24 protein-coding genes are annotated in these 23,624 nt (G+C 63.9%); 13 read left to right on the top strand and 11 right to left on the bottom strand.

Annotated features, from left to right (window positions below; all coding sequences use genetic code 11):
- Window positions 1-67: 67 nt before the first annotated feature.
- Entirely contained in the window at window positions 68-373 is a 306-nt protein-coding gene (locus ACV1FX_RS25765) for a hypothetical protein (RefSeq protein ID WP_473120375.1), read from the top strand.
- 47 nt (window positions 374-420) lie between these two features.
- On the opposite strand, the gene ACV1FX_RS25760 is transcribed toward ACV1FX_RS25765, so the two are convergent.
- Complete coding sequence (locus ACV1FX_RS25760; protein ID WP_473120411.1) at window positions 421-1,815, bottom strand: cryptochrome/photolyase family protein; 1,395 nt, start codon at window positions 1,813-1,815, stop codon at window positions 421-423.
- 151 nt (window positions 1,816-1,966) lie between these two features.
- Between ACV1FX_RS25760 and ACV1FX_RS25755 the strand changes: the two genes are divergently transcribed.
- The gene (locus ACV1FX_RS25755) at window positions 1,967-3,703 is read left to right on the top strand and encodes a methyl-accepting chemotaxis protein (RefSeq protein WP_473120374.1); all 1,737 of its coding nucleotides are present in this window, start codon (window positions 1,967-1,969) and stop codon (window positions 3,701-3,703) included.
- Between the two features lie 158 nt (window positions 3,704-3,861).
- Here ACV1FX_RS25755 and ACV1FX_RS25750 read toward each other — a convergent pair whose 3' ends face one another.
- Window positions 3,862-4,521: a peroxiredoxin gene (locus ACV1FX_RS25750; protein WP_473120373.1), complete on the bottom strand. Its 660-nt coding sequence runs from the start codon at window positions 4,519-4,521 to the stop codon at window positions 3,862-3,864.
- A gap of 382 nt (window positions 4,522-4,903) precedes the next feature.
- Here ACV1FX_RS25750 and ACV1FX_RS25745 point away from each other — a divergent pair, with 382 nt between their 5' ends.
- A complete protein-coding gene (locus ACV1FX_RS25745) occupies window positions 4,904-5,473 on the top strand; it encodes a hypothetical protein (RefSeq protein WP_473120372.1) in 570 nt (189 codons plus the stop codon).
- A gap of 52 nt (window positions 5,474-5,525) precedes the next feature.
- Here the strand turns inward: ACV1FX_RS25745 and ACV1FX_RS25740 are convergent, their stop codons facing one another.
- On the bottom strand, window positions 5,526-7,379 hold the full coding sequence (locus tag ACV1FX_RS25740) for an alkaline phosphatase family protein (protein WP_473120371.1): 1,854 nt from the start codon (window positions 7,377-7,379) through the stop codon (window positions 5,526-5,528).
- A gap of 694 nt (window positions 7,380-8,073) precedes the next feature.
- Here ACV1FX_RS25740 and ACV1FX_RS25735 point away from each other — a divergent pair.
- The 3 genes from ACV1FX_RS25735 (at window position 8,074) to ACV1FX_RS25725 (ending at window position 9,284) form a co-directional block, all read left to right on the top strand.
- A complete protein-coding gene (locus ACV1FX_RS25735) occupies window positions 8,074-8,535 on the top strand; it encodes a phasin family protein (protein WP_473120370.1) in 462 nt (153 codons plus the stop codon).
- A gap of 194 nt (window positions 8,536-8,729) precedes the next feature.
- Entirely contained in the window at window positions 8,730-8,942 is a 213-nt protein-coding gene (locus ACV1FX_RS25730) for a hypothetical protein (RefSeq protein WP_473120369.1), read from the top strand.
- 36 nt (window positions 8,943-8,978) lie between these two features.
- A complete protein-coding gene (locus ACV1FX_RS25725; RefSeq protein WP_473120368.1) occupies window positions 8,979-9,284 on the top strand; it encodes a hypothetical protein in 306 nt (101 codons plus the stop codon).
- 58 nt (window positions 9,285-9,342) lie between these two features.
- Here the strand turns inward: ACV1FX_RS25725 and ACV1FX_RS25720 are convergent, their stop codons facing one another.
- Window positions 9,343-10,092: a Crp/Fnr family transcriptional regulator gene (locus tag ACV1FX_RS25720; RefSeq protein ID WP_473120410.1), complete on the bottom strand. Its 750-nt coding sequence runs from the start codon at window positions 10,090-10,092 to the stop codon at window positions 9,343-9,345.
- A 645-nt stretch (window positions 10,093-10,737) separates the two neighbouring features.
- Between ACV1FX_RS25720 and ACV1FX_RS25715 the strand changes: the two genes are divergently transcribed.
- Window positions 10,738-11,175, top strand: a complete 438-nt coding sequence (locus tag ACV1FX_RS25715; protein ID WP_473120367.1) for a hypothetical protein — start codon at window positions 10,738-10,740, stop codon at window positions 11,173-11,175.
- Window positions 11,176-11,210: 35 nt separating this feature from the next.
- Here ACV1FX_RS25715 and ACV1FX_RS25710 read toward each other — a convergent pair whose 3' ends face one another.
- Window positions 11,211-12,050, bottom strand: a complete 840-nt coding sequence (locus ACV1FX_RS25710) for a GNAT family N-acetyltransferase (protein ID WP_473120366.1) — start codon at window positions 12,048-12,050, stop codon at window positions 11,211-11,213.
- Between the two features lie 98 nt (window positions 12,051-12,148).
- Between ACV1FX_RS25710 and ACV1FX_RS25705 the strand changes: the two genes are divergently transcribed.
- Both ACV1FX_RS25705 and ACV1FX_RS25700 read left to right on the top strand, forming a co-directional pair.
- Window positions 12,149-12,853, top strand: a complete 705-nt coding sequence (locus ACV1FX_RS25705) for an SDR family oxidoreductase (RefSeq protein WP_473120365.1) — start codon at window positions 12,149-12,151, stop codon at window positions 12,851-12,853.
- 266 nt (window positions 12,854-13,119) lie between these two features.
- The gene (locus ACV1FX_RS25700; RefSeq protein WP_473120364.1) at window positions 13,120-13,932 is read left to right on the top strand and encodes an outer membrane protein; all 813 of its coding nucleotides are present in this window, start codon (window positions 13,120-13,122) and stop codon (window positions 13,930-13,932) included.
- Between the two features lie 68 nt (window positions 13,933-14,000).
- Here ACV1FX_RS25700 and ACV1FX_RS25695 read toward each other — a convergent pair whose 3' ends face one another.
- Entirely contained in the window at window positions 14,001-15,056 is a 1,056-nt protein-coding gene (locus tag ACV1FX_RS25695) for a serine hydrolase (protein WP_473120363.1), read from the bottom strand.
- A 286-nt stretch (window positions 15,057-15,342) separates the two neighbouring features.
- Between ACV1FX_RS25695 and ACV1FX_RS25690 the strand changes: the two genes are divergently transcribed.
- The 3 genes from ACV1FX_RS25690 (at window position 15,343) to ACV1FX_RS25680 (ending at window position 17,245) form a co-directional block, all read left to right on the top strand.
- A complete protein-coding gene (locus tag ACV1FX_RS25690) occupies window positions 15,343-15,732 on the top strand; it encodes an ArsR/SmtB family transcription factor (RefSeq protein WP_473120362.1) in 390 nt (129 codons plus the stop codon).
- The gene (locus tag ACV1FX_RS25685; protein ID WP_473120361.1) at window positions 15,732-16,220 is read left to right on the top strand and encodes an SRPBCC family protein; all 489 of its coding nucleotides are present in this window, start codon (window positions 15,732-15,734) and stop codon (window positions 16,218-16,220) included. Before ACV1FX_RS25690 ends, ACV1FX_RS25685 begins: the two co-directional genes overlap by 1 nt.
- Window positions 16,221-16,402: 182 nt before the next feature.
- A complete protein-coding gene (locus ACV1FX_RS25680) occupies window positions 16,403-17,245 on the top strand; it encodes a hypothetical protein (protein WP_473120360.1) in 843 nt (280 codons plus the stop codon).
- A gap of 11 nt (window positions 17,246-17,256) precedes the next feature.
- On the opposite strand, the gene ACV1FX_RS25675 is transcribed toward ACV1FX_RS25680, so the two are convergent.
- Both ACV1FX_RS25675 and ACV1FX_RS25670 read right to left on the bottom strand, forming a co-directional pair.
- Window positions 17,257-17,919, bottom strand: a complete 663-nt coding sequence (locus ACV1FX_RS25675) for a response regulator (protein WP_449378074.1) — start codon at window positions 17,917-17,919, stop codon at window positions 17,257-17,259.
- On the bottom strand, window positions 17,916-19,307 hold the full coding sequence (locus tag ACV1FX_RS25670) for a sensor histidine kinase (protein WP_473120359.1): 1,392 nt from the start codon (window positions 19,305-19,307) through the stop codon (window positions 17,916-17,918). Before ACV1FX_RS25670 ends, ACV1FX_RS25675 begins: the two co-directional genes overlap by 4 nt.
- A gap of 193 nt (window positions 19,308-19,500) precedes the next feature.
- On the opposite strand from ACV1FX_RS25670, the gene ACV1FX_RS25665 reads away from it, so the two are divergent.
- Window positions 19,501-20,391 (top strand): DUF3280 domain-containing protein, encoded by an 891-nt coding sequence (locus ACV1FX_RS25665; RefSeq protein WP_473120358.1) that lies wholly within the window; start codon window positions 19,501-19,503, stop codon window positions 20,389-20,391.
- 3 nt (window positions 20,392-20,394) lie between these two features.
- On the opposite strand, the gene ACV1FX_RS25660 is transcribed toward ACV1FX_RS25665, so the two are convergent.
- Genes ACV1FX_RS25660 through ACV1FX_RS25650 form a run of 3 tightly spaced genes read right to left on the bottom strand, consistent with a single transcriptional unit; the run spans window position 20,395 to window position 23,443 of the window.
- Window positions 20,395-21,426 carry an L-idonate 5-dehydrogenase gene (locus ACV1FX_RS25660; RefSeq protein ID WP_473120357.1) on the bottom strand — a complete coding sequence of 344 codons (1,032 nt, stop codon included), beginning with the start codon at window positions 21,424-21,426 and terminating at the stop codon, window positions 20,395-20,397.
- A 39-nt stretch (window positions 21,427-21,465) separates the two neighbouring features.
- A complete protein-coding gene (locus tag ACV1FX_RS25655) occupies window positions 21,466-22,233 on the bottom strand; it encodes an SDR family oxidoreductase (RefSeq protein WP_473120356.1) in 768 nt (255 codons plus the stop codon).
- A 10-nt stretch (window positions 22,234-22,243) separates the two neighbouring features.
- Window positions 22,244-23,443, bottom strand: coding sequence for a mandelate racemase/muconate lactonizing enzyme family protein (locus ACV1FX_RS25650; protein ID WP_473120355.1), 1,200 nt, complete (start codon window positions 23,441-23,443; stop codon window positions 22,244-22,246).
- Window positions 23,444-23,624 lie beyond the last annotated feature (181 nt).

Below are 23,624 nucleotides of genomic sequence, written 5' to 3'. Positions count from 1 at the left end.
GAGAAGCATACGCAGGCCGCCGGACGCTGAACGCCCGGAGGCCTGGTTCTGGGGCCGCGATCAGCGCTTGGCTTTCTTCTTTTTCTTTGCGGCCTTCTTCACGGCCTTCTTGGGAGCCTTCTTCGCGGCTTTCTTCCTGGAGGCCTGTTTCTTGGAAGCCTTCTTCTTAGAGGCCTTCTTCTTGGAAGCCTTCTTGGTTTTCTTCGCCGCCTTCTTCTTCGAAGCTACTTTCTTTGCGATCTTCTTGGCGGCTTTTCGGGCCTTCTTCGGCGCGGGCTTTGCAGCTTCTTTCGGCGGCTCGGCAACGGGCGTCGCTTCGATCGCGGGCTGGATGACGGGTGTGTCGTCGTTCATATCGTCCCCCGAGGTTTGAACGGAGCGAAGACGATAGCTGGATTCGACAACCTGTCAAAGCGATGCTCAACCTCTGCGGATCTTTGCGTAAGCTGCGAGCGCGCGCTCGCGCCCCCTGGCATGATCGACGAACGGATGCGGATAGTTGTGGCCGAGTTCGACGCCAGCGCTCGCAAGCTCGATCGGCGTCGCCTTCCAGGGTTGATGGATCAACTTCGCCGGCAGATGCTTCAGTTCGGGCACCCAGCGCCGCACATAGGCGCCATCAGGATCGAATTTCTCGCCCTGAAGCACCGGATTGAAGACTCGGAAATAGGGCGCGGCATCGGCCCCGCAACCGGCAACCCATTGCCAGTTGGCGGGGTTGCTGCCGGCATCGGCATCGACCAGCGTGTCCCAGAACCACTTCTCGCCCGGTCGCCAGTCGATCAAGAGATGCTTGACCAGGAAGGACGCCACGACCATCCGCACCCGGTTATGCATTACGCCGGTGTGCCAAAGCTCGCGCAGGCCGGCATCGACGATCGGGTAGCCGGTCCGGCCGCGCTGCCAGGCGGCAAGCGCGGACTCATCACGCTTCCAGGGGAAGGCATCGAAGCCGGACTGCAGATTTTCCCTCGCAAGATCGGGGTGGTCGAACAGGAGATGATGGCAGAACTCCCGCCAGCCGAGTTCGCTGAGGAATTTCTCGACGCCGCCCGCAAGAGCAGGGTCTTCGGCGGCGGCGAAGCGCGCGGCATGCCAGACTTGGCGCGGGCTGATCTCGCCGAAGCGCAGATGCGGTGACAGCCGTGAGGTGGCGGGCAGGTCGGGCCGGTCGCGATCGCTGGCATAGCCGGCGGCAGTCTTGAGGAAATCGCGCAGTCGGCCACGGGCGTGGGTCTCGCCGGGCTGCCAGCTCTCGCGCAAGCCGCCGGCCCAATCGGGCCGGGTCGGTTCGAGCCCGTAACTTTCGAGGGCATCGCTCACAAGCGCCGGGCCAGCCCGCAGTGCCTTCGGTGCAGGTAGAGGCTTTGGCGGATCGCCCAGTGCCAGCACGCGCCGCCAGAATGGGGTGAACACACGCAAGCCTCGGCCGTCCTTGTTGCGGACCATGCCGGGCGAAGCCAGGAGATCGTCGGGAAAGCTTTGTGAGCCCACGCCGAGCTTTGCAAGGCTTCCCTTGAGTTTTGTCTCAAGTGCTTGATGCGGCACCTGCGCGGTCTCGTTCCAGTAGACGGCGGCCGCTTCGCTTTCGCGCGCCACCTCGGGGATCACCTTGACGGCCGGTCCACGGCGTAGCGTGAGCGCGCCGCCGGTCGCGGCAAGGCCTGCGGCAAGCGACCGCAGCGACTGCGCCAGCCACCAACGCGCCGCGGCACCGAGCGGCCGTCCCACGGTGTCGTCGAGGACATAGAGGCAGATCAGCGGTGCGCCGGCGCGTGCGGCGGCGTGGAGGGCCGGGTGGTCGGAGAGTCGCAGGTCATCGCGGAACCAGACGATGATCGGCGGTGAGCTGGGCCTGGTCAGGACTGTCCTCGTTTACGATTTCGAAAGTACGCCGCGGTGTGAACCATCGTTAATGCGATCGTAAGCGGCTCTCAAATATACGGTACTTTTTTCGGGGAGTTTCATGTCCGATCCTTCGACTGGGAAGTTCCTGCCGCAATTCCGGTTCAAGCTCGGCACCAAGGCGGTGCTGTGCGCGGTGCTCCTGATTGCGGTGAATACGGCACTCGTGGTCGGTGCGGGCTATTGGTCTCTCACGTCCGAGTTCAACGATCGCGCGCTGCGCGACATCGAGGTCAATCTGCGTACGCTGGCGCTCGCCTTCGCCGAGATCGTCCCCGACGCCAGGATCACGATGAAGGACGGCATGGTCGTCCGCGCCGAGATCCCGAAAATGCCCGACTTCAAGGACCACGCGATTGTCGATCGCGCCGTGTCCTATGTCGGCGGCAATGCCACGCTGTTCGTGTTCGACGAGGCCAGCGGGCAGTTCGTCCGCCGCTCGACCAACGTGAAGAAGGAGAATGGCGACCGCGCCGTCGGCACCCAGCTTGCCGCCGATCACCCCGGCCAGGGCGCCCTGCGCAAGGGCGAGGCCTACAAGGGCCCGGCCACGCTGTTCGGCAAGTCCTTCATGACCGCCTATTTCCCGGTCTCGGATACGGCCGGCAAGGTCGTCGGCATCCTCTATGTCGGCATTCCGATGGCGCAGTTCGAGAGCATGATGGCGGAGGCGATCCGCAACATGGCAATTGCCGCCGGCATCGCAGCGCTGCTGGTGCTTGCTCTGACCATGCTGGTCGTGCGCCGTGTGACCGGGCCGCTGAGCTCGGTGACGAATTCGCTGACGGCGCTGGCCAATGGCCAGAACGATATCACCATCGAATGCGAGGACCGGGCGGACGAGATCGGTGAGATCGCGCGCACGGTCGCGGTGTTCAAGAGCAATTCGCTGGAGCGGGCACGCCTGCGCAGCGAGCAGGCCGCGACCACGGCGGCGGCTGCCGAGCAGCGCAAATCCGAGCTGCGCAACTTCGTCGACGAGTTCCGCGGCAGCGTCGGCGGGATCCTCAACAACGTGCTGGACTCCTCGAGCGAGTTCGAGCGCGTGGCGCGGCAACTGACCGATGCCGCGCGTTCGACCGCCGAACTGTCGGCACAGTCCGCCGGCGCTTCCGAGACGGCCTCCGATCACGTGAAGTCGGCGGCTGCGGCCTCCGACGAGCTCTCCAAGTCGATCACCGAGATCACCCGCAGGGTGCAGGAATCGAACGAGATATCAGCCGAAGCGGTGCGGCAGGCGGAGGCCACCGACCAGCGCATCGCGCAGCTTTCGGATGCCGGCGCCCGCATCGGCGACGTCGTCAAGCTGATCACCTCGATCGCCGAGCAGACCAATCTGCTGGCGCTCAACGCCACCATCGAGGCCGCGCGCGCAGGCGATGCGGGACGCGGCTTTGCGGTGGTGGCGCAGGAGGTCAAGACGCTCGCCGGCCAGACCGCCAAGGCGACCGATGAGATCTCGAGCCAGATCGCCAGCATGCAGCTCGCGACCGAAGAATCGGTCGCCGCCATCAAGGCGATCGGTCAGACCATTGAGCGGATCAGCGGCATCGCCACGTCGATCTCGGCGGCGGTCGAACAGCAGAGGAGCGCCACCCACAACATCGCCGGTAGCGTTCGGGCCGCAGCAAGCGGCACGGCGGATGTCGCCGCCAATGTCCGTCATGCAGCCAAGGGCGCGAATGAGACCGGCGAGACTTCGAGCCGGATGTTCGCCTCGGCTCAGGCGCTGTCCGGCGAGAGCCTCAATCTGAAGGCAGAGGTCGAGAAATTCCTCGACCGTGTGCGGGCGGCTTGATCGCCGCGGCGGACCGGATGGGCCGCCTAACTCCACTGGTCATTCCGGGGCGGTGCTCAGCACCGACCCCCAATGCGCAACTGCGCATTGGGCAATCTCGAGATCCCCGAAGCCCAATTGCGCTCGGAGGTCTGGCGCAGACGCGCAACCGCTAACCGTCACTTCGGCTGCGGCACGATCCGGATGTAGGGCTTCGGCTCCTTCCAGCCCTGCGGATAGATCGTCTTGGCCTCGTCGTTGGAAACCGAGCCTGCGATGATGACGTCCTCGCCCTGCTTCCAGTCGGCAGGCGTCGCGACGCGATGCTTGGCGGTCATCTGGAGCGAGTCGATGGCGCGCAGGATTTCCTGGAAGTTGCGGCCGGTGGTCATCGGATAGACCAGCACCAGCTTGATCTTCTTGTCCGGGCCGATGACGAAGACGTTGCGGACGGTCTGGTTGTCGGCCGGGGTCCGGGTGAGGGGATCGCCCGAGGTCGAGGCCGGCAGCATCTCGTAGAGTTTCGAGACGTTGAAGTCGGTGTCGCCGATCAGCGGATAGTTCGGGGCGGCACCCTGCGTTTCCTTGATGTCCTCGGCCCATTTGGAATGGCGGTCGACCGGATCGACCGAAAGGCCGATCAGCTTGACGCCGCGCTTGTCGAATTCGGGCTTCAGCTTGGCGAGCGCGCCGAGCTCGGTGGTGCAGACCGGGGTAAAATCCTTGGGATGCGAGAACAGGAGGGCCCAGCTATTGCCGATCCAGTCGTGGAATTTAATTTTCCCCTCGGTGGTTTCGGCTTCGAAGTCCGGGGCGGTGGCGCCGATCGGGAGTGGCATGGTTATACCTCATCTTATTGAAGTTGCTGATGAATTAAGTCTGGCGGCGTTCCATGGAGTATAAGGCGGCGAAGGCCTGAAGTGAACCCGTTCAAGTAAAATGTGAAATAATTCTCTCAAGACGCCGATCTTCTAGCACCTTCTTGCCGCATGCGCCGCTGCGGCGAAATATACCCATCGGCGGGAAGGGGCTGGATTGCCCCGATAATGCCCTTTATGACCCGCACCACGTCGCCCGACGTTGGATAGAACCGAAATGGTCCTGACAGCGACCAATCGGCAACCATGTAGAAAAGTCGCATCCCCCCTATCGAATCGTTAACCACTCGTTCAGGCCGAGCATGGAAATGCTGGTCGATCAGAAGAAATCTGGAAGTGAACTATGTCTGCCGCTGCCAAGTCCCTTAAGTCGCCGTCTCTCGAACCGTCCTGCCGCGATACCGCGGCCCATGCACTCACCATCGTGCGCGACGGCGTGATCACCGGCGAGGGGCCAACCACCAAGGGCCGGGTGCATTTCTCCCGCGCGCTGGATGCCGATGACGCCGCCTGGTGCACGCGTATCCTGACGGCGGTCGCCGTCAACGACCAGCCCGTCAGCCGCTCCGAGGCCGAGGCGCTGTTCGAGATCAACGAAGCCGCGACCGAGCGCACTGATGGTGGCCGGTTCGACGACCTCCTGGCTAAGGCCGTCGCACACCACGCCGCAAGTGCCTCGGGTCTGCCGGTGCCGCCGCGCAACGTCGCGCTGTCGCCCGAAACCGAGATCGAGAGCTGGGCGCCCGGCTACGCCTCGCGCGTCAACCGCGACATGCTGGAATGGATCGCCGGCCAGATGCGCGGCAAGCGCCAGGGCAACCGTCGCCTGATGGCGATGGTGGCAACCTTCCTGGGTGCCACCGCGCTGCCGCTGGCGGGCCAATTGCCGAACGTATTCGACATCGGCATGTAACTGACATGTAGTTTCGCGCACGTCCTCACGATGCGCCAACGAACGGCGGGGGTTATTTCCCCGCCGTTTTCTGTTTGCCGCTTTCGGGCTCGAGTCCAAGCGTGCGCCCCGGGAAGCCGGCCGCGTCGAAATAGCGCTGGCTCTCGACGCGCTGGAAGTTGAGCACCGTGCGCAGGCCGCTCTCCGCGGGCTTGGACTTGACGTTGCCGACATAGCCCTTCGGCACATTGCCGTTCGGCAAGGCTTCCGACATCACACGGCCGACGAGGCCACCGTTCTGTGAGGTGCGCAGCCCCATGATCTTGGCCGCCGTCACTCCGACGTCGGCATTGCTGACGGGCAGCTCGTCGACATAGCCCGCCTTGAAGTCAGGACCGATCGCCGCCATGAAGTTCATGGTGTCGCCGCGGCTGAAGCTGCCATGCATGCCCTGGCCCTGGCGCAGCACGGTGTCTGCGACCTGCACCGAGCAGTTGGTCGGCGCCTCACCGCACTCGCTGGCATAGGAGCGGAAATTGACCACGATCGCCGGTGTCGGCGTTGCGGCCTTGCCGCGCAGGTTGATCAGTGACAGCGGCAATGTGCCGGGGAAGCGGCCGAGGGAGTCGTCGACGAACAGGCCGGAGACGTAGTCCTGATCGAGCAGCGCCTTGATCGTCTTGGCCGCCAGCTTCTTGTCCTTGTTCGGCAGATAGATCAGGTCTGATCCGCCGTTGGTCGCGACGACGAGATCGGGCTTGGCGGGGTCCTTGCCGAGCACGCCATTGCCGGCCTTCGGATGCGCGTTGCCGGTGATTGCGGCGTTCTTGTCATTCGGGTCGAACAGCGGCAGGTCCAGCGCCTTGGCGAGGTCGAGCGCCAGAAAGCCCATCGGCAGGAAGTCCTTCGGGGTGTCGTCGTAGCTGACCTTGGCCGAGGGGCTTGTCTTGCTCTCCTTGGAGATGGTCGAGAAGCCGTGGTCGGCCTGAATCATGATGTTGGTCGAGGCCGCCAGCCCAAGCTCGTCGAGAGCCTTGCGGAGTTGGGCGAGATTGTCGTCGGCGTTCTTGATGCTCGCCATCGTGCTCGGGCCGTTGATGCCGGGCAGGATCTGATTGAGGCTGTCGCCCTGGTTATGCTGGGTGCCGTCCGGGTCGCGCGACCAGAACACCAGCACGAACGGCTTGTTGCGAGCCTTGAACATCGGCAGCACGACCTTGCTGGCGACGTCTGCGAAATAGGCCTGCTGCGCGACGTTGGCGACGGTGGTGCCGGGAGTCTTGGCATCGCCTGCCTTGGCGTTGTCGCCGCGCGAGGGGGCGGTGAGGGGCAGGCCGGCCTTGGTCAGCGCATCCTTCATCTCGTCTGAGAGTGCCACGCCGGCCTTGCCGCCGGTAGCATCGTCGATCACGATCGAATGCTGGCCCGACTTCTCGGGATGATCGGTGTGGTCGAACTGGTAGGTCGGCCCGAGCTTGCCGATCGCGGCCGTCGAGAGACCCTTGTCGCGGGCCATCTTCAAAATGGTCTCCTCGTTGAGATAGTCGCCTTTGAAATGCTCGTCGATGTCGCCGAGCACGGCATCGTTCTCGATGAAGGGGACCACGGTGTCGCCGGCGGGGGCGGAGGTGTAGCCGGTCCAGATCGTGTTGGAGAACACGCCGGTGTCGCCGAGATAGTGTCCGGTCGACATCGCCGAGCCATTCGCCATGGTGAAGGTCGGAAACAGCGAATGCGAATTCTTGAAGTTGACGCCCTTGTCGCGGACCGCCGCCATGGCCGGCGCGGTCTCGGGGGTGACCTTCAGCGCGCGCAGACCATCCGGGATGAACAGGATCAGGTTACGGGGCGTGTTGTTCTGCGCAGACGCAAGTCCGGTGGACAGTATCGTCAGTCCGGCGGACAGCAACAACAGTGAAGGGCGCATCAAATCTCTCCCAGCGGTGAGGCGGCTTGCGGCCGATCGCGGCCGCCGCCTTCGTTTAGTTTTGCTGTGTGACGGTTTTGTTACAAGGGGCGTGTTTGTGCAGGGAATGATGGGGCTGTTGTCTTCCGCCAAGGAAATGTTGGGGAGAGTCATCCGTGCTGTCTCAATGCCGTCATTGCCGACAGCCCCTGCGACGAAGCAATGACGAGTTTGACGTGCGATAATTTAGAAGTTTAGAAAAACGCGAAGTGCTCCGCCTCTGCGGTCATTAGTTTCGTCAGGCCGCGCCAGGGAGACTGCTTCGCCCCGTTAATCGGGCGCAGCACCTGCTACTGCGATACCATGCCGCTGCGAACTTTGCGGACGGCGCCCGTTTCGCTGTGGTGGGGCCATTGTGGGAATTCAGCCGGCCGTCACGCAGATATCCCCAGTTTGCACTGCGTCGTCTCTCCGACATACTAGAGTTTGTATTGACATTCGCGAAAAAAATCCAAGCTGAGAGTCGCAAATCGAACGGACGGCCCCGCCTTCGTCAGGCATAGTTATCGCGCGGGCTGGGTTTGAAGCTCATCAAGATGGCTGATCGATAGGGAACGGGCGAAGGCTCGGTCCCGTGAGCTCTTGTGGTGCAATTCATGCGTCGCGGGAAATGATTTCGCTTGAGTAGAGGGTAGGTGCCGTGAGTGAAAGTGAAATGAAAGCCGAAGTGAAAGCAGCAAACGGTTCAAACGGTTTCGGACTGTCCGCGTTCGGGCTTCCGAACGTCGGTTGGCAGCCTTTGTTCGAGCAGCTTGCCGAGCAGCGAGCCGCTAGCACGCAGGAGGGTTGCGAGAAGATCAAGACAGTTTCGCAGGAAGTGACCGAAGCGCTTCGCGAAACCTATTCGAACAGCGCCAGGACTGCGACCGACTACGGTCTCAAGGTCATCGAGATTTCGAACGCGAACACCAGCTCCGCAATCGATTTCTTGGCTCGTATCGCGAGCAGCAAGTCGATGACCGACGTGTTCGCCGCGTCGGCGGCGGAAGCGCGCAGGGCTTTTGATGCTGCCTCGACCCAGAACAGGCAATTGTGGGAGCTTGCGCAGCGGCTTGCAACGCAATCGGGCGAGCCAATCAGACAGCACGTCGCCAAAGTTTTCCAAAAGGCCGGTTGAACGTTCGCGGTTCGCAGAGGAGGGCAATTCGGCCGGTTGGAACAAGCCCCGCCACTCGCATGGCCCACTCCATGCGCGATCAGACGATGGCCAGGTGCGCGATGCCCCCCAACTCAACGCACCGACAAAGAGGCGCAATCCAACCGGCCGGTTCCTGCTCCGATAATAATCAGGTCGATTCCGAGGAGGAAGAGATGGGTATGCTCATGGTCAAATGCCCGCAAACCGGGCGCGCGATTCCGACCGGCATCGCGACGGATCGCGAGCGCTTTCGGTGCAGCGCGGTGTTTTTCGGACGCACGCGCTGTCCGATCTGCTCGGTTGATCATCCCTGGTTCGCACAGGAAGCCTGGGTCGACGAACCGACCCTTCGTGTGCAGCGTGGCGGCACGAGCCTTTTGGCCTGATCACGCTGTCATCGATGATTTCGATAGGGGGCTACGATGGCGAACATGAAGACTTCGGATGAAGTGTCCACGTTCTTGCTGCAGGCAAAGGATTTTCTCGTCGAGGCGCGACGGCTGAAGCCGGGCCCCGCTCGCAACGAATTGCGAGAGGTGGCGAAAGTGCTGCACGAGCTTGGCAAGCTCGAGACGCAGACCAAATTGCGCATCACCGGACGGACACAAGATCACCGGCGCCGGGAAACCCAGATCGCGATACTGAAGCATGATCCGGAACAGTGTGAAGCGGCTTTCCCTCGCGAGGAGCGCGGAACGCGGGGAGATCATGGTCATACGACAACCTAAGGCGCGATGACGATTCATCCTGATCTCGTCGCGCTTTAATGCGTCGCGCGGACGACGCTCAAACCGCCTTGTCCCGGTCATCCCTCACACTGGTCGGCATGCCCCAAGTGCGGGGCCGGCCGCTCGTCGCGAAGATCTTCTCGATCTGGCGGCGCATGCTGACGTGGCATTCGCATGCGGCTGCGGCGAGCCGGGGCCTATCAACTTCGATCTTGCCCCGTCGATCGGATCGGATCGCTCCGGACTCGCGCAGGTTGCGCATCAGCAGAGTGACCGTGGTTCGTCGCACTCCGAGCATCTGCGACAGCGATTCCTGAGTGAGCGGAAGGACGTCGCTATCGGTGCAGTCGCGCAGTTGAAGCAGCCAGCGAGCCATACGCGCTCCGACCGGATGCAGCGCGTTGCAGGCCACGCCAAGTTGAAATTGCGTCAGCAATGACGTGATGTGGACCTGAACCGCCTGCCGTATCGCGGGGCTCCTGCTGAAGGCCGCATGAAATCGCGCGGCCGGAATCCGCGAGGCGGTTCCCGCCACACGAACGCTGGCGGTTATGACGGAAGGCGTCGGCCCGAACACGGACAGTATGCCGATTGCGCCTTCGTGCCCGACCGATGCGGTGGCAACCGCCTGTCCGTTCGCCATTTCGATCATCAGCGAGATCGCGCCGCTGTGAGGGAAAAAGACATGCTCGACGCGCTCGCCCGCTCGCGAGAGGACGACATCTTGATTGAGCGCGACCTTGTCGAGCTCAGGCGCGAGCAGATCGAAGTCGGCTCGTGGCAATATTCCCAGAAGGCGATTGCCCATTCCACCGGGGATTGTCACTGCATATGACTCGCCGTGAGCCGCCAGCCGCGTCTCCGAACGGTGTCGAACGGCGGCTCTGGCACATGTTCGTATCGGCACTCTCGACGGACGTTGGCTTCCAATTCACATACAAACGCCTTCATCCAAACGCCTTCATCGCAAAAATACCAAAGGCTCAGCTGTGCTCAGGCGAGTTCGATTTTCTGCTCGGAGCACTTTCGCAATCAACGTATAAATACGTTGAAGCAGATAAGTCGTCAGAAACAAATTGCAAAACGGGAATGGGTATCACCGTAGGGAACGCGCGTTACGCGGCCAGGTTCCGCATGTTGATAACAAATGGCAGGCGCCATCTTAAATTCGAAAAATCGGAAATATCGTTCCGATCAAGTTGCAGCCGTAAGGGAACTCGCGGGTCGAACATTAGGCCTTGCCGATCGCAGTCGCTGTAAGTCTCTGCGGCCGATGATGGGGACGCCTGCGATTGGTCATGGTCAGGATCGCTGACTTGGGATGAGCGCGGAACCATCCCGTTAATTCCGTGCCTTAACCAACAATTAATTATACGTTTGCGGGGGGCCGGCGGCCGGGCCTAGCGTGCCGGTGGGGAGCTGCATCGCAGGCCAAACCAGTTTGGTGCGTACCATGACATATAGATCATATGGGGCGTTGCTCGCCTCGCTGAGCGCAGCCGCGCTGCTGCTGCTTGCCACTAGCAATAGTTTTGCACGATCGGGCGGCCTCGCGGCCCGTGGCGTGGTCGGTGCGCCCGCAGCGGTCCACCCGTCGATCGCGCCGGCGGCGCGGTTCCATCGTCGGAATTCGTTTGTTTTCTGGCCGGGCGGCGGCGGCTTCCTCTACGGGCCTCCCACGAACGACTCCTATGCTGCCGATATGGCCCAGCCGCTCTCGAACGACGTCCGTTACACCTACACCTATGATGTGCCCTGGGATTGGGTGCACCGCTATCCGCCGAACGTCGTTCCGTCGGATCGGCCCTATGTGCCGAGCTGCCCGTCGGAAACCGTGACGGTGCCCGGCCGCGGCGGCGATCAGACCGTCAACATCATGCGCTGCTACTGAGCGCGTCCTCTTTGACGCAGTGCGCGGGGTAGCCGCTAGCCAAGTTCGAAACTGGTCACGCCGAAGATCCGGTCGAGCCGCAGCGGCGGGATCGGACCGGTGTACATGCGCGCCGTCTCGAAGGTCGGCGCAAGGCCAAAACCTTCCGCCAGCGCGATCGCCTCGCGATTGATGCCGGGGACGTCGAGAAAAACCTCGCCGCCACCTGTGCCGGCGAGCAGCGCCTGCATGATGATATCCGCGCCTGCGCGGTCGTCGGCGACCAGCGGACCGATCTTGTGGCCGTGACGGCAGGGGCGGATCACCCCCCAGCCGGCGAGCTTGCCCTCGCGCATCAACGCGCACCCGCTATGGCCGGGTGCACTGACCCAGGCGCGCAGGAAGGCGCTGCGCGCTGCAGGGAAAACGGTGGCGTCATCCGACTCGATCAGTGCCGGCGGAATCGTCTTGAGCGCGACGACGTCGGTGGGCCGCGCCGGCGCCGCGATGTGCCCGCCGTAGCGGATATTGGCGTAGGCGAGTGTAAAGCCGGACTTTCTGTAATTGTCCTGCTGTGCGACGACGCCGTCGAGCCCGATCACGCGCGCGCCTGCATGCGCGATCGCCGCGTTCCAGATCCGCAAGCCGTAGCCGCGGCCGCGCAGCTCCTTGCGCACGATGTAGAAGCCGAGGAAGGCGAAGCGATCGTCGTAGTTGACGCAGGAGATGGTCGCGACCGGTCTGCGGTCGATCTCGCCGATGAGAAAGCCCGAGGGGTCGACGACGGCGAAACAGCCGGCATCCGAAAAGCCCGGATTCCAGCCTTCGGCCGCTGCCCAGTCGGCGGCGAGCGCGATGTCGTCGGCGCGCATGGCGCGGATTTGCAGGTCACCCATGGTCAATCATCGTGTGCAGAGCCTCGTGATCAGACTATACGTCCGGACGGGCGGCGCATAAACCTGCCGCCACATCATGACAACAGCCGGGGATCAACATGGCAGCAGAGAAAGTCGCACTCGTCACCGCGGGCGGCAGCGGCATGGGGGCGGGCGCCGCGCGGCGGCTTGCTGCCGACGGGTTTCGCGTCGCCATCCTGTCCTCCTCCGGCAAGGGCGAGGCGCTTGCGAACGAGCTCGGCGGGCTCGGCATCACCGGCTCGAACAAGTCCAACGACGATCTCAAACGCCTGGTCGACGGCGCCATGGCGAAGTGGGGTCGCATCGACGTGCTCATCAACAGCGCCGGCCACGGGCCGCGCGCGCCGATCGTCGAGATCACGGACGAGCAGTGGCACACGGGGATGGACACTTACCTCCTGAACGTGATCCGCCCGACGCGGCTGGTCACGCCGATCATGCAAACGCAGAAGCAGGGCGCGATCATCAACATCTCGACTGCCTGGGCGTTCGAGCCGAGCGCGATGTTTCCGACCTCGGCGGTGTTCCGCGCGGGTCTTGCGGCCTTCACGAAGATCTTCACTGACACCTATGCCGCCGACAACATCCGCATGAACAACGTGCTACCGGGCTGGATCGACAGCCTGCCGGCGACGGACGCGCGCCGCGACAGCGTGCCGATGAAGCGCTATGGCAAGGTCGAGGAGATTGCCGCAACGATCTCCTTCCTCGCCTCCGATGGCGCCGCCTACATCGCCGGGCAGAACATCCGCGTCGATGGCGGGCTGACGCGGTCGGTGTGAAGCGGAGGGCGCCTCGAGTTGGTTCGAACTTGCCGGCCACGTCCGGCTTTGCGCGCGGGATTGTCGCTGCAGGCGTGCCGCGATTGGTGTGGGCGGCACTGAAATGTGCCTGATAGGCAACAACTGTCGCGCAATAGTGCCATGAGCTCGCCGCAGTCCAAGCGAAGGACGTCCTAGAACAAGACGGTAAGAGGCGCGGGGATTATTTCCGATCTTGCGCTGGACGGTCGCCGCGGTGCGCATCGTTCGCGTGAAGGAGGATTGGAATGAAGAGAATAGCTCTGGCGAGTTCGCTGGTTCTTCTGGGCACGATTGCTGCGTCCGCAGCGGATCTGGCGCCAACCTACACCAAGGCGGCGCCCGTCGTGGCGCCGTTCAACTGGAGTGGTTTCTACATCGGCGGATTCGTTGGTGGGGCGTTTGCGGACCGCAACGCCTTTTCGACAGAACCGGCGGACGCGGGGGGCTTCACGTGGAACGGTCCGCTGAACAACAGCTACGGCCTGTCCAACAGTGTGATCGCGGGCGGCACGATCGGATGGAACTATCAGCCTGTTGCCTCCAACTGGTTGATCGGTATCGAAGGCGAGGTCGGCTATATCCATCTTGGCCGTACCATTCAGGACATCAATGCGGTCAATGTCGGTTTTGCCTATCCGGACAGTCTGGACACCACGCGCATTGGCGATTGGTATGGTGTGATCGCAGGCCGCCTCGGCTTCACCGCGGACCGCGTCTTGTTCTACGGCAAGGGCGGCGTTGCGTTCGTCAACAAGAGCTACAGCTTTGCGGACAATTGCGCGAACATTGCTGCCGGGTGCGGCGGCGGCCTCCTGAATCTCGGACACGATGCCACGCAGGTGACTTGGGCCGCAGGTGCCGGCATCGAGTATGCGTTCACCAGCAACTGGAGCATCAAGGGCGAGTACCTTTATCTGGCGACGCACGAAACCTACACGTCGTCCGGCGTGAATGTTTTCGGTACCACTTACACCAACTCGCACACGGATCCGGGTGTTCACACGGCGAAGTTGGGCATCAACTATCGGTTCGGCGGACCGGTCGTCGCCAGGTACTAAGTCCTTCCTGGACAGCCCTGAGAAAAGCCCCGGCCGAGCCGGGGCTTTTTTCGTTTCTGTGCGGCGCCTCACCGCGATGCGACCAGCCGCGCCAGTGTGGGGAGGATCTTGTAGCGCGCGATCTCGTGGGGATAGTCGCCGCGATTGGCCAGCAGGACGATGCCGAGCCTGCGTGCGGGTACGAGACCGATATAGCCCGACGCATTGTTGAGGCCACCCGGCTTGTCCACGACCGTCACCCCGTCGAGATGCACGGTTTCCCAGGCCATGGCCTGGCCGAATTTGTCGTCGGCGCGGAAGCTCTCGTGCTGCGTCATCCGGATCGCCTCGCGCAGCTCGGGCTCGATCGACCTGCCGTCCGCGCAGCCCGCGACGAACGTCGCAAGGTCGCGCGCTGAGGAAAACATCTGGCCGGTACCCGGAAAGTCGAAATAGCTCTGCTGACTGCCGGGCGGCCCGATCGGCATGCCTTGATCGGAATAGCCCTGCACGGCACGTGCCATCTGTGCATCGCTCAGCATCGCGCGGTTGTCGGGCGCGCGCTCCGGCACGAATGTCGAGGTCATGCCGAGCGGCTTCAGCATGCGGTTTGTGATCAGCTCGCGGATCGGCGTGCGATAGCGGCGCTCGAGCACGAGCTGGAGCAGTACGTAGCCGGCGTGGGTATAGATGCGCTGCTTGCCGGGCTCGATGCCCGGCGGCGGCGTCCATGCGTTGAGCATGTCGAGGAACTGGCCGAGGCCGAAGGACTCGTTCGGCCATGGCGGATGATCTGTCGGCAGCAGCAGCCCGGACGTATGCGTGACGAGCTCGCCGACCGTGACGCGGCGGATGTAGTCGCCGTTCAGCTCGGGCAGGAGCGCTGCCACGCGCTCGTCGAGCCGCAATTCGCCGCGGCGCACCCCGAGCGCGACCAGCGTCGCCTCGAAAGTCTTTCGCAGGGAGGCGAGGTTGAACAGCGTGTCCGACGTGACCGGACGCCTGGCCCCGTCATCGGCAAAGCCGTAGTTGAAGAAGTCGACGTGGCGGCCCGCATAGAGCGCGGCGGCAAGACCACCGGAATGATCGGGAGTCGCCGTTGGCGCGAGCTCAGTCGCCACGATGTCCCGCAACATCGGAATCATGTCGGAATCCGCATGGGCAGGGCGGGTGAAACCGAACGCGAGCGGCAGCAGCGTGGCCTTGGCAAGGGACCGCCGGCTGATGGCAGGGCGCGGTGAGGGAGCAAGAGGGTGCACGCGGTCTGATGATCAAGTTCGAAGCGCCCCCGTTTCACCTCTTATCGGCAAATGGCGCGCAGCCCAATTCACGATCGCGCGGGTAGGGGTTCATCCTTGCCGGGGTAAAAAAAGTAAGTCAGTTGGCTAACAATGATTGACGCCGCTGGGCGCTCCAGCTATAGTTAGCTACATGGCTAACCAATTATCCCGACTCGACCAGGTCTTCGGTGCGCTGTCCGATCCGACGCGCAGGGCGATCGTGATCCGGCTGTGTGCCGGGGAGGCGTCGGTCGGCGAGCTCGCCGATCCCTTCGCAATGGCGCTGCCGAGCTTCATGAAGCACATCCGCGTGCTCGAGGAGAGCGGCCTCGTCGAGTCCGAAAAGTCCGGGCGGGTGCGCACCTGCCGGCTGCGGCCGGAGGCAATGGCGGGCGCGGAGGATTGGCTCCAGCAGCAGCGCGCGATCTGGGAAGCGCGCCTCGACCGGTTCGAGGCTTACGTGATGAAGCTGAAGAAAGAGAAGGAGAGGGAGGTTGCCAAGCGGCCGTCCCGAACAACCAAACGGAAAGGTGCCGAGTGATGACGAGTTCTGCCAACGCTGCCCTGTCGCAATGGTCGCTCGATCGTGAGATCGTGCTGTCGCGCGTGATCGACGCGCCGCGCGAGCTGGTGTTCGAGGCGTGGTCCGATCCAAAACACATGCCGCAATGGTTCGGGCCGGCGGCCTTCAGGACTGAGACCAAGGAAATCGACGTCCGCGTCGGCGGGGTCTGGCGTTTCGACATGATCGGGCCTGACGGCACGATCTATCCGAACCGCATGCGCTTCCTGCGCATCGACAAGCCGCGGCTGATCGAAGTCGATCACGGCACGGACAAGGACGAGGATACCGGCATGTTCCGCATGACGGTCACCTTCGACGCCCATGGCGACAAGACCGTGCTGACGCTACGGCAACTGCATCCGACGGCCGCGCAGCGCGAGATCGTGATCGGCTTCGGCGCCGTCGAGCTCGGCTACCAGACGCTGGACAAGCTTGCAGCGTATGTGGCCAGCCTGAAGGGCTGAGCGCTGTCAGTCGGGGGGCTTCGAAAGAGGTGCCCCCGGCGAGAGCGCGTCGCTCTCGTGAATTGTGACAGCGCACAGCGCAATTATGACAGTGCCGTCACGCAGATTTTTGTCGCCTCACGTTATCGCTTTATGACAGAATTGCTACCGCTAGATGTCAAATCGACTTATGTGGAGCGATTATGTTGCAGTGGCAGGCGCGGTCGAATCCTCTGGCGTGGTGGTGGGGGGGCCTGACGCTTGTCAGCAGCGTCAACATTTTCGTCTGGTTCATGCTGTACCGCGAGTTCTATCCGACTCCGACCGACAGCGTCGGCGGCGGCTCCAACATCGGGTTGATGTTCTTGCTCTGCGCCGGCTATGTGTTCGGCTGCGCGTTCCGCTCGTTCCTGCCGCGCGCCGACGTGCAGCGCATCTGCCTGTTCGACACCTGGCTTTCGAGCGTGTTTGTCGGCCGTTCGGTCGCGACCGTGGCCGAAGTCTGCTTCGCCGCACAATGGGCCATTATCCTGCATCAGCTCGGCGGCATGGCGGGGGCGGAGACCGCGGTGAACATCGCGTGGATCATCGTGCCCGTGATCATCATCGCCGAGTGCTTCTCCTGGTACGCAGTCGTAACCACCAACTATCTCTACAACGCTATCGAGAACTCGCTGTGGGCGGTGACGTTCTTCCTGGCGGGCATCGCGCTGTGCCGGCTGATGCCGGAATTCCAGGGATCGGTGCGCTGGGCGCTGCTCGCGGGCATCATCGGCATCGCCTGCTTCCTCGCCTTCCTCGTCACCGTCGACGTGCCGATGTATCTGAGCCGCTGGCGGGCAGGGCATCCCGAAGGCGGCAGGCTGCTCGGCCTGCTCGAAGGCCTGCATGACGTCGCGACCCGCTGGGTCGTGACGCATGACGTCGCGCATTGGAAGGGCGAGCTTGCCTGGATGGCGCTCTATTTCAGCGCCGCGGTGTGGTCGAGCCTTGCGCTGTGCGCGCTCTATGCGATGGAAGGCTATCTGACGCGCTACCTCGTTTGAGCCGCGACGGTTCAGACCTCGCCGAGATCGATCTGGGTCAAAATGCCCTGGCGCAGCGCCAGCCTGACGAGCTCGATATCGGACTCGACGCCGAGCTTGCCCTTGATCAGGGAGTGCAGGTTCGCGACCGTCTTGGGACTGACGTGCAGCGTCTCGGCGATCTCCTCGGTGGATCGTTCGGCGAGCAGAAGCCTTAGCACCTCGAATTCGCGCGCCGTCAGGACATCGGTCGCCGAGCTCTCGCCGGCGAGCCGGCTCAGCGCCAGCTCGTGGTCGATATCGGGGCTGATGGCGACCCGCCCGGCAAGCACGTCCATCACCGCGCGCACCAGAGTCTCCGGCGGGCTGGTCTTGGTGACGTAGCCCCTCGCGCCGGCGCGGATCGCCTGCACGGCGAAGCCTGCGTTCTGATGCATGGTGAAGACGAGGATCTTTGCGGCCTTGTCCCACTGCCTGATCCGCCTGATGGCCTCCAGGCCGCCGATCCCCGGCATGCTCAGATCCATGATGATCAGATCAGGCGGGCTCTCCTTGAACAGCCGATAGGCTTCCGCGCCGTCGGAGGCCTCGGCGACGACGCGCAGTCCGGGCTGCTTCTGCAGGACGGAGCGATAGCCCTCGCGGACAACGGCGTGGTCGTCGACCAACATGATGGCCCAGTCGGCCTCGCTCATGCCGCATCCTCCAGAGCTTCGAGCTGCCCGTCGGCAGGGCTGACCGGGATCGCAACGCGCAAGGTTGAGCCGCCGTCCGGTCCGGCCGTGAAGCTGAGCTGGCCGCGCATCGCCGCGACGCGCTCGCGCATGCCGAGCAGGCCCATGCCGGATTTGACGGCGGCATCGTTCGGCCGGCCGTCGTCGTCGATGGCGAGCGCGATCTCGTTTGCGGCCATCGCCAGATGAAGGCTGACCTTCGTGGCGCCGGCGTGCTTGGCGGCGTTGGTGAGCGCCTCCTGCACGATGCGGTAGAGATTGGCGCTGATGGACGCAGGTAGGTTCTCGAAGGCGCCTTCGAAGCGGATATCGAAGCGCGGCTGACCGCGGCTGCGACCGTTCCACCCGGACACCAGGCCTTCGAGGCTGGCGACGAGGCCGAGTTCCTCGACATCGGGCGGCCGCAGGCGGAACAGTGCGCCGCGCAGCGTCTCCATCATGCTGGTCGTGGTTCGGGCAATGCTGTCGCACTCTCCGAGCAGTGCAGGACAATCCTCCGCCGCGGTCTGGCGGGCGGATGCGGCGAGCGCGCGGATCGCCGCGAGCGACTGGCCGAACTCGTCGTGCAGCTCGCGCGCCAGATGGCGGCGCTCCTCGTCCTGGAGCGCGATCAGCCGGCGCGTCAGTTCGCTGCGCTCGGACAGCGCTGTGGCAAGACTGGCCGCAAGATGATTGAAGACGTCGCGGATGGCGGAGAGCTCCGCAAGGTCGAAAGGCGGCAGTCGCGCCTCGAGATCGTTGGCGGCAATGCGTTCGAGGCCGGCGCGGACGACCTGCGTCGGACGCAGTGCGCGCGCCAGCGCCGCGTAGACCAGGGCGCACAAGAGCGGCAGCGTGATCGCTAGCACCGTGATCAGGCGGCCGGCCTCGTGCCAGGCCTCCGCGGTCTGCACCGCCGGATCGAACCAGACCACGGCGTCGCCGAGCTTCGCTCCGCGTGCGATCACGGGCCGTGCCGCTTCGCGGCCGGGGTCGAACAGGCCGCGATAGAAGGCTGCGAACGCCTGCGGCGGCGTGCTCTCCGGGGTCGGCGCGCCGCTACAGAATCGCTGGAGCATCTCGCCGCTGGCGCCACGGAAGCCGAGACACAGGCCGGGGGTCATCACGAACGCCGCGACGGGGTCAAGGTTCGGAAAGTCCGAGCGCGGGCCGTTCATCCACTGGACCTTGCCCTGCTGCAGCTCCAGCGTCTTGGCCACGATGGCGGCGATACCGTCGATGCGCGCATGCACCGCGCGGTCGGCCGTGATGAGGAAATAGGCGGAGATCGCGGCGAAGCAGGCGGCCAAGACGGCGGCCACGCGCAACGTCAGACGGACCTTGAGATCGAATCTCGGGCGGTTCCACATCGGCGGGCACCTGGCGTGGACGGTATTGTCACGCTCGCATTAAACGGCAGAACGCCAGCGGCGGAAAGCACCCGCTGCGGTCCCGGAGCACAGTCGTGAAATTTTCCCGGCGGTCGACGGGACCGGAGCGGGTGCGCGGTCCGAGGCGTCAGGCCTAAATTTTCGGGTCCGCTCGATCACGCGAGGCCCGCACATGCTCCTCTCCCGGTTGATCCTCTCTGTTTTTCTTCTCGCTGTTTTGCTGGATGTCCGTCCGGCAAGTGCGGGCACCGAGGCTGCTGCGGCAGCACCGATCGGTGTCGCCATCGAGGATTTCGGCTACCTCGACACGTCCGGCGAGCCGGTCGACCAGACCGCCGCCCACGAGAAGCGGCTCAAGGCGTTCATGGTCGCGTTGCGGCGGGACGTCGAGGCGGACAAGCGCTATCGGCTCGCGCCCGCGGGGCAGGCCGATGCCAAATTCAAGGTCGTCGGCGGCGTCCAGAAGACGAGCACGCTGGTGCAGTGGGCGAGGGTGGCGGTGATCGATGTCGACGCCAAAAAGGTCGTGTTCGAGAAGCTCTACACTTTCCGCGGCGACAATGACGAGGCCTGGGATCGCGCCGAGGCGTTCGTCTCCCGTGAGGTGATCGAAGCACTTGCGCGCCCATCGACAGTCGCGCTTGCGGTGTTCGCTTTCGAGCTCGAGGACACCACGGCCGCACCCATGGCGGGCCTGAGCGAGGCGGATGCCGCACATCTGGCCGAGGTCACGAACGGCGTGCGCGATCGCCTCGCGCAATCCGGCCGCTACCGTCTGATCGACGTCAGCGGCGCGAGCGGGGAGGCCGTGACGCGTCATGCGCTGCGCGACTGCGGCGGCTGCGAGGCAGACATCGCCGGAAAGCTCGGGGCGGACCAATCACTGATAGGTGTGGTACGGCGGGTCAGCCGCACCGAATATACGATCGGATTCCAGGTCCGCGACATCAGGACCGGCCAGGTTGTCGCGCGCGGCGACAGCGGCCTGCGCATGGGCGCCGACTATTCCTGGAATCGCGGCGCCGTGCGGCTGGTCAGCGACCGCCTGATCGAGGGCCAGTAGGCGTCAGAACGTGAGCTGCACCTTCATCGACTGAGAGCGGTCGCTGGCGAGCTCGAAGGCTGTGACCGCGTTCTCGAACGGCAGCGATGCCGAGATCAGCGGCTTCACATCGATCAGGCCTTCGCCCATCAGCCGCACCGCCAGCTCGAACTCCGGATCGAAGCGGAAGGTGCCGCGGAGCTGCAGCTCCTTGGCGACGATGGAGTTGATCGGCAGCGTCATCTCGCCGCCGAGACCGAGCTGCACGATGGTCGCGCCGGGGCGAAGCAAGTCGAGCGCGGTGCGTAGCGCCGCCTGGTTGCCGGACGCCTCGAACAGCGTGTCGAACACGCCCTTGCCGGCGCGCCAGGGATCGAGCGCCGCGGCATTGTTCGCAACGTTGATGGCATGCGTCGCGCCGAGCTTCCTGGCGATCGCCAGCGGCGCGTCGGCCACGTCGGTGACCACGATCTCGGCGGCGCCGCCGAAGCGCGACACCAGGATCATCAGCGCGCCGATCGGGCCGCAGCCGGTGATCAGCACGCGCTTGCCGAGGAGGGGACCGGCCTGCTTGCCGGCATGCAGGCACACTGCGAGCGGCTCCGCCATCGCGGCTTCCGCCAGCGACAGTTTTTCGGCGATCGGCACGGCTTGTGCGGCGTCGACCGTGACGTATTCACGAAAGCCGCCCTGGACGTGGGGATTGCGCATCGCGCTGCCCATGAAGCGCATGTCCAGGCACTGGTTGCGCATGCCTTCCTGGCAATGCAGGCACTGCCCGCACGGCTTGCTCGGATTGACCGCGACACGCGTGCCAGGCTTTACATGCGTGACGCCATCACCGACCGCCGCAACGACGCCGGCAATCTCGTGGCCCAGCGCCATCGGCTGCTGAATCCGCACGGTGCCGAAGCCGCCATGGTGATAATAGTGCAGGTCGGAGCCGCAGATGCCGCCGTTGGCGATTTTGACGCGGACCTCGCCGGATGCGGGCGCCGTATCCGGATAGCTGTCGATCCGCAGGTCTTTCGGTGCGTGGATGACGACGGCACGCATAGGCGTTACTCCTTCAGCTCTTTCAGTGATGGGGCGCGATCACATCGCGGCAATCATGCCGCCATCGACATAGATGATCTGTCCGTTGACATAGGTCGAGGCGTCGGAGGCGAGGAAGACCGCGGCGCCCACCAGCTCGTCGGGCTTGCCCCAGCGCTTGGAGGGGATACGCCCCATCAGCCAATTGTTGAAATCGGCGTTGTTGACCAGTGCCTCGTTCATGTCGGTCAGCATATAGCCCGGGCCGATCGCGTTGGCCTGGATGCCATGCTGGGCCCATTCCACCGCCATCGAGCGGGTGAGATTCTTGATGCCGCCCTTGGCTGCGGTGTAGGGCGCGATCGTCGGCCGCGCCAGCTCGCTGCCGAGCGATCCGATGTTGATGATCTTGCCGTGCTTGCGCGGGATCATCCGCTTGGCGGCCTCGCGGCCTATCACGAAGGCGCTGGTCAGATCCGTCTCGATCACCTTGCGCCATTCGTCGGTGGTGAACTCGACCAGCGGCTTGCGGTGCTGGATGCCGGCATTGTTGACGAGGATGTCGACCGCGAGCCCCTCGCGATCGAAGCGCTCGAAGCTGGCGACGATCGCGGGCTCATCGGTGACGTTGAAGGCGGCGCCTTCGGCCTTGTGCCCGGCGGCGCGGAATTCGGCGACTGCCTGCTCGACCCGCTTGGGATCGACGCCGTTGATGATCAGCTTGGCGCCGGCCTTCGCCAGGCCTTCCGCAATCGCGCGCCCGAGCCCGCGGGAGGAGCCGGTGACGAGCGCGGTGCGGCCGGTGAGATCGAACAAGGTGGTGCTCATCTAGGAATCCTCAAACGTTGGAGCGGCGCACGGTGAGATCGGACCGGTCGAATACCGCAGGCAGGAGATCGACGCCAAGACCGGGACCTTCCATCGGAAAGACGTAGCCGTCCTTGATCACGGGCATCGTGGTGACGAGTTCATTGTACCAGCCTTTGTAGAAGGCGCGCACTGATTCCTGGATCAGCGTGTTGGGCTGGCTGAACGACATATGGATCGCGGCAATGAAGCCGACCGGGCCGATGCAATCATGCGGTGCAAAGGGGCGGTGATAGGTCTCCGCCATCGCCGCGATCTTTCGGCCCTCGGTGAGGCCGCCGGTCCAGCACAAATCAGCCATCACGACATGCATGGCGTCGCGGTCGAGCATGTCCTTGTAGGGGAAGCGCGAGCCGAGCGTCTCGCTGGCGCAGACCCAGACGTCGGTCGAGCGCGCATATTCGGCAAGCGCCTGCGGCGAGTTCATCCGGATCGGGTCCTCGTACCAGGTCGGCTTGTAGGGCTCGAGCGCCCGCGCGATCTGTTTTGCGGTGGGCAGATTCCAGAGCGAATGGAGCTCGACCATGATCTCCATCTTGTCGCCGACGGCTTTGCGGATCTTCTCGAAGGGCTCGATCGCCTGCTTCATCTGGGCCGCGGTGATGAAGAGGCCGTTGTTCTCCTGCGCGGCCGGGTCGAACGGCCAGATCTTCATCGCCGAGATACCGCTCTCCAGAAGGCTTTCGGCCAGCGCGTCGGCGCGGTTCATGAAGGCGTCGAGGTCCTCATAGGGACTTTGCACCTCTCCGAGATTCCAGTTCGAGACCGGGCGGATGTTGGTGGAGCGGACATATTTGGTGCCGGCGCAGGTGTTGTAGATGCGCTGCTTGTCGCGGCAGAGGCCGCCGAGCATCTGGTGCACGGGCTGGCCGCAGACCTTCCCGAACAGGTCCCACAGCGCAATGTCGATTGCGGACGCCGCGCGATATTCGACCCCGGTCGAGGACTGCGCCATCGGCAGATTGAGCATGTCGCGATGGATCGCCTCGATGTGGAGGGGATTGCGTCCGAGGAGTCGGCCGGCAAAAGTGTCGTGGATCTGAGCTTCGACGGCGCCCGCGCCATAGAAGGTCTCGCCCAGGCCGATGACCCCGGCATCGGTGTGCACACGCACCCAGATCACATTGGCGAATTCCTCGGTGCGCAACGTCTCGATCGACGTGATTTTCACGGCAACGTCCTCCCGTCGAGGGGCGCGGCGAGCGCCCGTCTTGTTGTTTTTGCTTTGACTGTACCTTGGGCCGCCGATGCCCCGGCTCGGAACGCAGTTTTACGCCCGCTTGTAATATATCACAACATGTTTATGCTCGTCACAAACAAGATGCGATCCGGCCCGGGGACGAGGCGGGGTC

It is taken from the genome of Bradyrhizobium ingae, from assembly GCF_055791185.1.
Note: the sequence above shows the minus strand (reverse complement) of the source record. Positions and strands in the feature narration are given on the sequence as shown.

What these genes read in the sequence shown, in the direction of transcription:
- ACV1FX_RS25755 (WP_473120374.1), top strand. Translation starts at nt 1,967, where the DNA reads ATGTCCGATCCTTCGACTGGGAAGTTCCTGCCGCAATTCCGGTTCAAG.
- ACV1FX_RS25750 (WP_473120373.1), bottom strand. Translation starts at nt 4,521, where the DNA reads ATGCCACTCCCGATCGGCGCCACCGCCCCGGACTTCGAAGCCGAAACC.
- ACV1FX_RS25745 (WP_473120372.1), top strand. Translation starts at nt 4,904, where the DNA reads ATGTCTGCCGCTGCCAAGTCCCTTAAGTCGCCGTCTCTCGAACCGTCC.
- ACV1FX_RS25740 (WP_473120371.1), bottom strand. Translation starts at nt 7,379, where the DNA reads ATGCGCCCTTCACTGTTGTTGCTGTCCGCCGGACTGACGATACTGTCC.
- ACV1FX_RS25735 (WP_473120370.1), top strand. Translation starts at nt 8,074, where the DNA reads ATGAAAGCCGAAGTGAAAGCAGCAAACGGTTCAAACGGTTTCGGACTG.
- ACV1FX_RS25730 (WP_473120369.1), top strand. Translation starts at nt 8,730, where the DNA reads ATGGGTATGCTCATGGTCAAATGCCCGCAAACCGGGCGCGCGATTCCG.
- ACV1FX_RS25725 (WP_473120368.1), top strand. Translation starts at nt 8,979, where the DNA reads ATGGCGAACATGAAGACTTCGGATGAAGTGTCCACGTTCTTGCTGCAG.
- ACV1FX_RS25720 (WP_473120410.1), bottom strand. Translation starts at nt 10,092, where the DNA reads ATGGGCAATCGCCTTCTGGGAATATTGCCACGAGCCGACTTCGATCTG.
- ACV1FX_RS25715 (WP_473120367.1), top strand. Translation starts at nt 10,738, where the DNA reads ATGACATATAGATCATATGGGGCGTTGCTCGCCTCGCTGAGCGCAGCC.
- ACV1FX_RS25710 (WP_473120366.1), bottom strand. Translation starts at nt 12,050, where the DNA reads ATGGGTGACCTGCAAATCCGCGCCATGCGCGCCGACGACATCGCGCTC.
- ACV1FX_RS25705 (WP_473120365.1), top strand. Translation starts at nt 12,149, where the DNA reads ATGGCAGCAGAGAAAGTCGCACTCGTCACCGCGGGCGGCAGCGGCATG.
- ACV1FX_RS25700 (WP_473120364.1), top strand. Translation starts at nt 13,120, where the DNA reads ATGAAGAGAATAGCTCTGGCGAGTTCGCTGGTTCTTCTGGGCACGATT.
- ACV1FX_RS25695 (WP_473120363.1), bottom strand. Translation starts at nt 15,056, where the DNA reads ATGATTCCGATGTTGCGGGACATCGTGGCGACTGAGCTCGCGCCAACG.
- ACV1FX_RS25690 (WP_473120362.1), top strand. Translation starts at nt 15,343, where the DNA reads ATGGCTAACCAATTATCCCGACTCGACCAGGTCTTCGGTGCGCTGTCC.
- ACV1FX_RS25685 (WP_473120361.1), top strand. Translation starts at nt 15,732, where the DNA reads ATGACGAGTTCTGCCAACGCTGCCCTGTCGCAATGGTCGCTCGATCGT.
- ACV1FX_RS25680 (WP_473120360.1), top strand. Translation starts at nt 16,403, where the DNA reads ATGTTGCAGTGGCAGGCGCGGTCGAATCCTCTGGCGTGGTGGTGGGGG.
- ACV1FX_RS25675 (WP_449378074.1), bottom strand. Translation starts at nt 17,919, where the DNA reads ATGAGCGAGGCCGACTGGGCCATCATGTTGGTCGACGACCACGCCGTT.
- ACV1FX_RS25670 (WP_473120359.1), bottom strand. Translation starts at nt 19,307, where the DNA reads ATGTGGAACCGCCCGAGATTCGATCTCAAGGTCCGTCTGACGTTGCGC.
- ACV1FX_RS25665 (WP_473120358.1), top strand. Translation starts at nt 19,501, where the DNA reads ATGCTCCTCTCCCGGTTGATCCTCTCTGTTTTTCTTCTCGCTGTTTTG.
- ACV1FX_RS25660 (WP_473120357.1), bottom strand. Translation starts at nt 21,426, where the DNA reads ATGCGTGCCGTCGTCATCCACGCACCGAAAGACCTGCGGATCGACAGC.
- ACV1FX_RS25655 (WP_473120356.1), bottom strand. Translation starts at nt 22,233, where the DNA reads ATGAGCACCACCTTGTTCGATCTCACCGGCCGCACCGCGCTCGTCACC.